This is a genomic window from candidate division WOR-3 bacterium (assembly GCA_039801365.1).
GTDB lineage: Bacteria > Hydrothermota > Tepidihabitantia > Tepidihabitantales > Tepidihabitantaceae > JBDRUN01.
Window position 1 is genome coordinate 1 of sequence record JBDRUN010000096.1, and the last position, 9,128, is coordinate 9,128.

The following is a 9,128-nucleotide window of genomic DNA, read 5'->3' on the forward strand; positions in this document are numbered from 1 at the left end:
AGCCTGTCAAGTTTCAATCCACGCCCGCGCGTGACGGGCGACGGCGCATCATCCCGGACGACGATGCGAGTGCGACAGTTTCAATCCACGCCCGCGCGTGACGGGCGACAATCCTGCTAACGTCTAGATGATGTTTAGCACCCGTTTCAATCCACGCCCGCGCGTGACGGGCGACGCACCCGCCCGAAATAATCGCCGGTCATACTGCGTGTTTCAATCCACGCCCGCGCGTGACGGGCGACACTATCCGGGCTCGCTGGCGATTGTATGATAACAGTTTCAATCCACGCCCGCGCGTGACGGGCGACGATTATTGAACCATCTGAAGTTCAAGTATAAGCTGTTTCAATCCACGCCCGCGCGTGACGGGCGACTGCGCCTGACCTAAGTCCGGGCGGTTGAGCGAGTTAGTATGCGTCCTCTGCGAAAGTCCTTGCGGTCGCTGTTATCTGGGAATGCGCCGCCACTAGAAAATGCTGCAATCGTACCAAATTTGATTAGTTGCATCTCCTGCGAAGCCCTGCCACCAAACCTGTAAGCTACTGGTTCGCGTACGTCCTTCATACGATAAGCGGCCCTTGTGGGTCATAGCCCGGGTTCGCGCCAACGTGCTCGATGCGCGGCTTCCAGTTTGAACCGAGAAAGTAGAATCGCAGACTGTCTTCTTCCTTGTTGATAATCTCTACTAGCCGGCTGCGCAAATCTGCCCATTGCGCTGGGTCAACCATACACTCAAACACCGATTTCTGCACCCGCTGGCCAAAGTTCTCACAGGCTTTGGCGACCTGGCGAAGTCTGCGTTGTCCGGGCTTGCCCTGGGTATTCACGTCATAGGTTACCAGTACCAGCATGTTCTCCTCACCTTGCCCTCTCCTCAAGGAGGAGAGGGGATATTGTCATTTCCATATGTATGGCGGATAACCGTCAAGGTCGCCACGCAGGTGGCGCGCCAAGAGCAATGCCTGTAGATAAGGCAGAAGTCCAATGGCGACTTTCTCACCTAGGAAGGGATGCTGTATTTCTTCTGCCTTGCGTTTCTGCCATGCGACTAGTACTTCTTTGCGTGTCTTGTCGTCCATAATTACGGCACCGGTCTCTGTTCTGTTGAATCCGGATGCCTTTACCTGCTGAAGATTCACGAGCGACAGGGCAACGCGGTCAGCCAGTACCGGCCGGAATTCCTCCATCAGGTCAAGGGCCAGACTGGGACGACCAGGCCGGTCCGCATGGAGAAAGCCGACCGCAGGATCAAGTCCAACTGATTCCAGGGCTGCTGTGCAGTCGTGGGCCAGAAGCGAGTATAAGAAGGACAGCAGGGCGTTGATGTTGTCCAGCGGGGGTCTGCGGCTACGTTCGCGAAAGCAAAAGTCGTCCTTCTGGGCAACAATCAGATGGTCGAATACGCCGAAGTAAATCCGGGCCGCATCGCCCTCGTGGCCGCGGAGTCTGTCGAGGGACCGCTCGTCTCGAACTAACCCAGCTATCCGGTTCAATTCTACGGCAGCCTTAGTTAGAGCATCTGCGCAGGCACCATCGGCGTGGTCGCGCACTGCACGAAGCAGAACCGTGCGGCAGTTCGATGTCTTGGCCAGAACAGCGGACCGCGCAATCGCAACCGCGGACTGCTCGTCATCAGCCCGGCGGTACTGCTCACGCCGTAGAAGGACATTACCAGACACCGGCCCATGCACCCGACCGAGGAATTTGCCGTGCTCAGAGTGGAACGAGATGAGCACGTTACGTTCCCCGCACAGGCCCATCAGCGGCGGGCTGACTGTGACCTGACCGAAGCAGACGATACCGCTAATGGTATGAATCGGCAGTTTGAGCCGGTCTTCGTGGTCAACGCGAACGACAACGGTTTCGCCCTCTTGGCACAGGTACGCGCCCTGAGTGGTGACGAACAGGGTATTCAGCAGGTGTTTCATTTCCCCTCACCCTCTCCCTCTCCTCTAAGGGGAGAGGGATACAAGAAACAGCAAGCGTGCTTCATGAGTCACCCTCACACTTCCTTCTCCCGTTCGAGGCAGAGGGTAAGCGGAACGGCAGATCATTCCTCTGCTCTTCTCCTTCTTTCCAACCGGGAGAGGGAGAAGAAAGATGGCTCGCGCTCCCCTCTTCTCCCTCTCCTCTATGAGGCGAGGGTTGGGGTGAGGAGAACAGCTCCGCGTAGATTGCCTCCAGCACGACCTGCGTACGCACCAGAACATCGTTATCCCAGAATCTCAACACCCGGTATCCGTGCTTCTCCAGTTCCCGGCCCCGGCGCGCATCTCGCTCGCGCTGTGTTGCGTGCTGCCCTCCGTCCAGCTCAATGATTAGTCCCCGCTCCGGACACGCGAAGTCGGCGATGTACTTCCCGACCGGATGCTGCCGCCGGAACTTCAGGCCGCAGAATCTCCTGTCTCTGAGATAGTGCCAGAGCCGTCGTTCCGCGTCTGTCGGGTCACTTCTGAGCCGGCGCGCGAACTCGATGTTCGACTTCGTCGGTCTGCTCATGGTTCACCCTCACCCCTGCCCTCTCCCTGAAAGGGAGAGGGCGTAACAGGACGCTCCACGTCTTTCTGCCTTCTGTCTCCTTGCTGCTGAGGAGAATAACCCGGTTTGAGCTCTTCTCCCTTTCTCCTGTCACAAAGAACGGAGCTGGCCAACGTGTCTTCTTCTCCCTCTCCTCTATGAGGAGAGGGTTGGGGTGAGGACTCTGCAGTCAGCCGGGCAAGGTAGGTCTTCACACTACGTGAAGATGTGGTCTGGTCCGGCAAGCAGACCTCGACAAGCGAGCATTCGCGGCACTTGTTCTTCACATATTCTGCCTTCGGCGTTTCGCGACTTCTGAATAACTCGTGCAATCTTTCCGCTGCTTTCTCGGTTTTTCGGCGTAACGCCTCATCGAAGACAACCTCCTGTCTGCGGGCCGATTTGCCGTAGTAGAGCGCGCCTTTCGGCACGGTCACGCCGAGCATTTCCTCCAGACAGAGCGCCTGAGCGCAGACCTGCACAGCGTATGCCTGCTCGTGCCGCATCCGGCCGCGCTTGTACTCGACCGGAAACGGCCGCCAGTGGCCGGAGACCCCGGGCAGAACAACACCGGAGGTCGGACCCACCCTCACCCCTTCCCTCTCCCGTTCAAGGGAGAGGGAGTAAGAAGCGGTCAGACCTTCGCCCTCGCCCCCTGTTCTTTCCGAGGAAAGAGACGAGGCGAGAGGCCGTCCTTGTCCTCCCCCTCTCCTCTCTGAGGAGAGGGCAGGGGTGAGGAGATGGAACTCGACCACGTCGGTCTTGCCCGACAGGCCAAGCCGCAGCGACCGCAGCATCAGGCCGCGGGCAATCCGTATGTCGCCCCGCGACTCGGTACCGACATCATGCGCACTATCGTGCAAATGACGGCCTTCGACGGTAGCGACGTTCTCATCCCAGACGCCCTCAAGGCAAATGAGCGCGGCGCGGCGTTCACAGAACACAAGGTGCTGTAACGCCGAGAGCGGCAAGAGGTCGTCTTCTTCGTACACGCGCTACTTAGCCTCCGAGTTGAACCACTCGATTTCTACCGTGCCGCCGTCGCGGGCCACAAGGTGTCCGAACAAGACACCGCTGGGCACATTATCCTTGTCCAAAACTACTTCGTAGTCTTCGTACTTGCGCGGTGCTTCTATACCCGGCTTCTTCTGTACTTTTACGAGGCTGAACAGCTTGTGCGCCGGAGCACAGCCAAGCTTCGCCTGTTGTGCCCGCTGCTTCGGGTCGGTGTCGTTACCGACGTGCTTGAATACAAATACCTCGCGCATAGACATAAGACCTTTGCTTGCAGAGCGGTCGTGTTCGTACATATTGTAGAGCGCATCCCAGAAAAGGTTCAGGTCGTCTTCAGAGAAGCCGGTTCCTTCAGCCAGGTGCGCGCTGATGAAGCCCTTGCCAAGATACAGGCCGTAGGGAATCAACGACTTCCGGCCCATCGTGCGAAGTTCGTCCTCAGGCTGCTCAGTCTCCCACTTCTCGTAGTCCTCGCTGGACTTCGCACCTTTCACACCTTCGGCCACGGCCATGCGCGTAATGGACGCATCAAGCGGGAGTACCGGGTCCAGCGAACGAGCGAAGGAGAATTGCACCGGCCCGCGCACCTGGCCCGCGTTGGGACCTATGCTGAGGACGGCACCAAAGGTACGAATGTCGTAGAACTGCTCGTTCAGCCACTTGCTGGCTCGGGCCACGTCATTCTTGGTAGCCTTATCCTTCGGGAGTCCACCGGTCTTCTCATAGGCCACGGTGATCGGTCGATTGAGATTCGTCGCGTGCTCAACATAGATGGCATATGGCGCGATGTTGCTCCTCGCCATTTGCACGTAGTTGCGCACCCGGCGTTTGAGGGCAACATCAGATACAAGGCCCAGCATAGTCTGGGGGTCTATTCTGGGCGCATTGCCCGAATCCGGGTCGCCGTTGGGGTTGCCGTTTTCACAGTCGAACAGAAACAGGAATTCGTAGCGGTTCTTGATTGGTTCTTTCATTTTGTTCCTCCTTTACTTGTTTTCTTCGGATTTCTTAGTTCTCAACTCTACCCACATCTGATAGTAGCCAAGGGCGAAGAGACTCTGTCCTTCGACGGTAAGGGTCTGCGGGTAGTTGTCGCCAATGGCGAGCGCAAGCTGGCCCAGTTTTTCCTCATACCAATGGGCCAGGCCTGGCTCCAGCTTGTTGAGGTGATACTGGGCTGTGCGGATGATGCGGCCAAGCACTAGAGCCGGAGTGGCGGAAGCGGCAGCATAGTAGCGTTGAACCACTCCTGCGCCGACGTCGCCCAAGGCTGCCTGCTGCAGTTTTGCCAAAACAGCCATAGTACCGCCGCAGTGATATGCGGGCGAAGGATGTTGCCAGTTGTATTCTTGTCTCATATGGTTTTCCTTTCCTTCCTTTCTTGCTTTTCTTACGAAATATGCCTTCATCAGGCCCATGCGGGCGTGATCGAAGGTCTTGTCTTTGTCGAGTATGTCTGCCTTGAATCGCGCCAGAGCCATTGCCAAGGCGGCCTGCGGTATTGGTTCTCCGCGCACCGCCACGCGCCACATCTTGGCAACGAAAGGCGGCGGCAAGTTGTCGTCCTTTTCTTTGGGGTTACGACCGAAGACCGTGGAACGCAAGATGGTTTGGAACGTTGGGTCCGGCGCCAACCGCCCTGCGTCACGATGGACAACGGACAAGTCTTCGAACCAGTTGCCGATGTTTCGGGCCAGTTCCTCAAACTGCCCTTCCATCCAGTCGCGCACCATTACCCGGCCTGCAGCGCCGGAAAGTACCAGTGCGTAGTAGCGGTTATCGCCCAAGTCGGCTCTTTTGCCGCTGGCTATGCTGTCCAGCAGGTCTGAGGCAGCTTTGCGCGCCATGCTCTCTTCAGCACCGGGCGGGTTATCCAGCCAATCCAGCGGGTCGTCCTCTTTACGCACCGTGCTCTTGAACCAGTGGACTACAAGAGCGCCGGCCAGCTTGCGGCTGTTATTTCGGATGAGCTCGTTGAGCGCAGCCCGATAGCGATAGGCCGCCTCCTGGGCAACAGCCGCATTTGCCGATTGCTGCAGGAAGTAGGAGGTGAAGGCATCCTTGTCCATTCCAACCAGTACATCACCGGACGGCTGTCCGCCGACGCCTGCCAGACCTTCTATTTTGGGATGTGTTTCCAGCGGTTCGACAATTTCCCCGCTCACCAAGCATACCATTTTTCTTTTGGCGCGTTTTGACCGCTTCTCCGCTTTGTCCGCCTGTCTGCCGGTACAGAGCCTGCGGTATTGTTCACGCCACCAGTCATGCCAGGCGGGCGAGGCAAGCGGATACTCGTCGTCAATGAGCAGGGTTACCTTATCGTTGGGTCTTACCCGTTTTTCTTCCAGCCGTTTCCGGATTTGAGTGAGGACATCGTCGTCGTTCAGCGCATTTGCGATTGGGGTGAGTTCGGGCATCACTGCGGCAGCACCACGCAAAAGTTGTACGAAGTGGTCGTGCTTTTTGCCTAAGTCTTCATCGTCCGGGTTCTCGGCATACCGGGCTACGATTTCAGCAGTGTCCCAGAGGAACTCGGACTTACCGCCAGCTTGTTTGTATTGCCGGATGAATTCCGGGCAGCGGGAGAAAGTCTGACCCCGGTTTCCCTTAGTACCTGCGTCACCTAGCTCCAGCACGTCGAGAAACCGGCCGTTGCCGTCAAACGACAGAGCCCAGCGTATCTGTTTCTCGGCGAATCCTGGTTCGGCGCCGGTTGCCAGCTTTGCCAGCAGTTCAAGCATGCTGACCCCCGTTCGGAACTTTGACGACTTCGCTACTGGTGTATTCCGGTACGCGCAGAATGCCTTTCTGCACCGAAGCGCGGAAGGCACTTATGCAGACGTCTTCCGCTTCCATAATGCGCTCACCTGGCCGAGCAAGGTCAAAGACGTCGTAAAGCATAAGCCCCAGGTCCTGGGACCAGTTGACCGTTTCCGCAGCCGGCGCACCTACTTGCACAAGCTCAAAGTAAGCCGGGAATTCGCGACAGCCGAAGTACGGCTGGTAGATACACTTGCCGTGCGCAGCCCGGCGACGGAATTGTTCCTCGAAGCCGGAGAGTCGTTCCTCAAAGCCGGGCCAGGGCCGGATTTCGGCGTGCAGACGATATCGTACATCGCGCAGAGCCATAGTCTGGCGCTGGGTTCTACCTTTGAGGTCGGTTCCCAGTTCGTCTTTGGTGCCATCGGCCCAGATGGGTTCTGGGGGAGACTTGCCGCTCATCCACTCGTATACTTTTTTGACATTCACCTTGTCCTTTACCTCGTTGCGCCGTAGTGCGATATACTGCGGCATAGCGAGTATCTCAATGTACGTCACCTGCCAGCGAAACTCCTTCGGTTTGCAGTAGATGGCGTCATAGATGCCGCGTACCGCGGACGGCGTGGGTACCGGATAGCTGAAGCGCTCCACCTTCAACTCCGGGCGAGTGAAACAGGCGAACTCACCCCAGACTTCCAGCACCTGGTCTTTGGGCTTCATTTTCTCCTCCTTTCTTCGGTTCAGGCGATCCAGTGTCTCTCTGTTGTTCTGTGTATCAGTCCTTCCTTAGGATGGTAGTAGTCAATCACCTCCTCGTTACGATTCCAAGCTACTGCGTACCAGTCGTCCGGGATCTCCGGATGATCGTCGGGCGAAATGCGGACATAGGGCGCATCATCGCCGGGGCGGTATATGCTCACCGCATAGGGCCGGGCCTTTTGAACCCAGCGACTCGTAAGGCCATACCCACCTCGCACCTCTGCAAGCAGGGAAAGAAAAATCTCCGGGTCATAGGGGACCAGCAGGTTCACGGCGCCCTTCTCAATCAGTTTGTAATGACGGCATGTTTCCGCAAAGTCTCTGTTTGTAATGGCTTCAGTCAGGGCGGCTGCGCGTTCTTCCGGCTGCGTAATGTTGTAGAGCCGATGGTAGTATTTCTGGAATAATTCGGGGTCGTCAATATCAGGCTTCTCAGTGGCCAAAGTTCTGGCTACGCCGGCGGCTTGTTCGTAGGGGCCTTGCGGATACTTTTCGTCCTCGGGCAGGAAGACAACTAACCTGCCCTTATCCGGAACGACGCCATTCCGATTACAGCGGCCCGCGGCCTGAGCGATGCTGTCAAGCGGTCCGAAGGCCCGATATACAACTGGGAAGTCAACATCAACCCCTGCTTCCACGCACTGCGTAGAGATAAGCCGACAAGGAGGTCGGCCGCGGTCGCCCAAGAGGTTTCGTATCGCCCTGAGCACGTCCTTACGGTGAGCCGGACACATATTGGTGGAAAGGTGAAAAAGGTTGTTATCCTCTCCGAGCTTGTCTCGCACCAGACGGTACAGCTCCAGTGCATGCCGCTTCAGATTGACAACGCAGAGTACCCGCCTATTGGTGTCTTTTGCCAGAATCTCGGCAAGTTCCGGCCACCCCAGACGCGCATCCAATTCCGGCCAATCCACTTTGTTACGTCTGAGCTTATTGAACATGGCAGACTTGTGCTGAACTATTTCGGTCGGCTGCCAGCCGGACGCGCACCACTTCTTGACGCTTTCGTGCAGATGTGTGAATGCGGGCTGCGTAGCAGTGGCGAATACGACTGTTGATCTGTATCGCTCGACAAGATGGGAGAGCGCTGCAAGCGTGGGAATGGCGAGGTATAACGGGATAGTCTGCACCTCATCAAACAGGATGACGCTTCGTGCTAGACGGTGCAGTTTGCGGCAGGCCGAGGGCCGGTTGGAAAACAGCGATTCCAGAAACTGGACGCTGGTAGTGATGACTATCGGTGCATCCCAGTTCTCTGCTGCTAAGCGAGCAGACTCGCAGTCTCCTTCCCGACCGTCGTCCTGCCCCCGGGTTCCGGCCAGGCTGTGGTGTTCAAGGACATAATCAGGGCCCATTGCCTTTTCGAACACCTTGCGGTAGACGTGGACAGTCTGTTCGATGATGCTGAGGTAGGGAATAACATAGACGATGCGCCGCAGGTTGTGGCACAGGGCATGCTTCAGGGCAAACACCATCATCGCCAGCGTTTTGCCCGAACCGGTGGGAGCGGTGAGTGTGAATAGGCCCGGAGGTTTTTCTCCTGCAGCAAGACAGTCGGAGGCAAGCTGGGCTCTTACTTCTTTCACCACATCAGATGCTTCGGTTTCTGCTGCCACCTTGTTTACGTAAGCAGCCAAAATATCAAGCGCATCCGATGGATTCAGGTCAGGAGCACGCTGGCGATACTGTTTCTGGCCGTTCTTGGCGTTGAAGTGCGCTTCGGTTTCAAGAAAGTCCGCATCCACCAATGCCGAAAAAAGCATGCGTACATCCAACATTGCCGCAGCCGCATAGGTGGTTTGATGGTTGTACAGGGAATCAGGCAGGGTGGCGGCGTCGGGAAACTGCAACTCGACGGTCGCGTTGTCTGCAGGGCTGGACAGCTTTAGATTAAGGGGATGGTGCTGATTGAGCTGGCCTGGGGACAAGGAGCGCAGTGAATCTCTACTGGCCTTAGCTCTAGCCCAGGTACATGGTGACCCCCTGAGGGCGGCCGCAAAGTCGGCTGGCATTCCGCCAAGAGACTGGCTTGCGTTGCGAGGAAGCGTGAAAACGTTGCTGCACGAGACGAAACTGAA

General features: G+C 57.2%; 8 protein-coding genes and 1 CRISPR repeat array. All 8 genes read right to left on the reverse strand.

The annotated features are described in order from the left end of the window. The first annotated feature begins 10 nt into the window (after window positions 1–10). Window positions 11–374: direct repeats of the CRISPR family, unit length 32 nt; unit sequence GTTTCAATCCACGCCCGCGCGTGACGGGCGAC. A 186-nt stretch (window positions 375–560) separates the two neighbouring features. The 8 genes from cas2 to cas3 all read right to left on the reverse strand — a co-directional run bounded on the left by cas2 (window position 561) and on the right by cas3 (window position 8,813). Then, window positions 561–851, reverse strand: a complete 291-nt coding sequence (gene cas2, locus ABIL25_09925; protein MEO0082584.1) for a CRISPR-associated endonuclease Cas2 — start codon at window positions 849–851, stop codon at window positions 561–563. Between the two features lie 45 nt (window positions 852–896). Further along, the gene (gene cas1c / locus ABIL25_09930; GenBank protein ID MEO0082585.1) at window positions 897–1,928 is read right to left on the reverse strand and encodes a type I-C CRISPR-associated endonuclease Cas1c; all 1,032 of its coding nucleotides are present in this window, start codon (window positions 1,926–1,928) and stop codon (window positions 897–899) included. 61 nt (window positions 1,929–1,989) lie between these two features. Then, complete coding sequence (locus ABIL25_09935; protein MEO0082586.1) at window positions 1,990–2,499, reverse strand: endonuclease domain-containing protein; 510 nt, start codon at window positions 2,497–2,499, stop codon at window positions 1,990–1,992. After that, window positions 2,496–3,509 carry a CRISPR-associated protein Cas4 gene (cas4, locus tag ABIL25_09940; protein MEO0082587.1) on the reverse strand — a complete coding sequence of 338 codons (1,014 nt, stop codon included), beginning with the start codon at window positions 3,507–3,509 and terminating at the stop codon, window positions 2,496–2,498. The genes ABIL25_09935 and cas4 overlap by 4 nt, the downstream gene beginning before the upstream one ends. A 3-nt stretch (window positions 3,510–3,512) precedes the next feature. Further along, the gene (cas7c, locus tag ABIL25_09945) at window positions 3,513–4,505 is read right to left on the reverse strand and encodes a type I-C CRISPR-associated protein Cas7/Csd2 (protein MEO0082588.1); all 993 of its coding nucleotides are present in this window, start codon (window positions 4,503–4,505) and stop codon (window positions 3,513–3,515) included. Between the two features lie 12 nt (window positions 4,506–4,517). Beyond that, on the reverse strand, window positions 4,518–6,272 hold the full coding sequence (cas8c, locus tag ABIL25_09950; GenBank protein MEO0082589.1) for a type I-C CRISPR-associated protein Cas8c/Csd1: 1,755 nt from the start codon (window positions 6,270–6,272) through the stop codon (window positions 4,518–4,520). Further along, window positions 6,265–7,011 (reverse strand): type I-C CRISPR-associated protein Cas5c, encoded by a 747-nt coding sequence (cas5c, locus tag ABIL25_09955; protein ID MEO0082590.1) that lies wholly within the window; start codon window positions 7,009–7,011, stop codon window positions 6,265–6,267. Before cas5c ends, cas8c begins: the two co-directional genes overlap by 8 nt. A gap of 20 nt (window positions 7,012–7,031) precedes the next feature. After that, on the reverse strand, window positions 7,032–8,813 hold the full coding sequence (cas3, locus tag ABIL25_09960; GenBank protein ID MEO0082591.1) for a CRISPR-associated helicase Cas3': 1,782 nt from the start codon (window positions 8,811–8,813) through the stop codon (window positions 7,032–7,034). Window positions 8,814–9,128 lie beyond the last annotated feature (315 nt).

Excerpts from the sequence above, each read along its gene's own strand:
- cas2 (MEO0082584.1), bottom strand. The coding sequence starts at position 851 with ATGCTGGTACTGGTAACCTATGACGTGAATACCCAGGGCAAGCCCGGA.
- cas3 (MEO0082591.1), bottom strand. The coding sequence starts at position 8,813 with ATGCTTTTTTCGGCATTGGTGGATGCGGACTTTCTTGAAACCGAAGCG.
- cas7c (MEO0082588.1), bottom strand. The coding sequence starts at position 4,505 with ATGAAAGAACCAATCAAGAACCGCTACGAATTCCTGTTTCTGTTCGAC.
- cas1c (MEO0082585.1), bottom strand. The coding sequence starts at position 1,928 with ATGAAACACCTGCTGAATACCCTGTTCGTCACCACTCAGGGCGCGTAC.
- cas8c (MEO0082589.1), bottom strand. The coding sequence starts at position 6,272 with ATGCTTGAACTGCTGGCAAAGCTGGCAACCGGCGCCGAACCAGGATTC.
- cas5c (MEO0082590.1), bottom strand. The coding sequence starts at position 7,011 with ATGAAGCCCAAAGACCAGGTGCTGGAAGTCTGGGGTGAGTTCGCCTGT.
- ABIL25_09935 (MEO0082586.1), bottom strand. The coding sequence starts at position 2,499 with ATGAGCAGACCGACGAAGTCGAACATCGAGTTCGCGCGCCGGCTCAGA.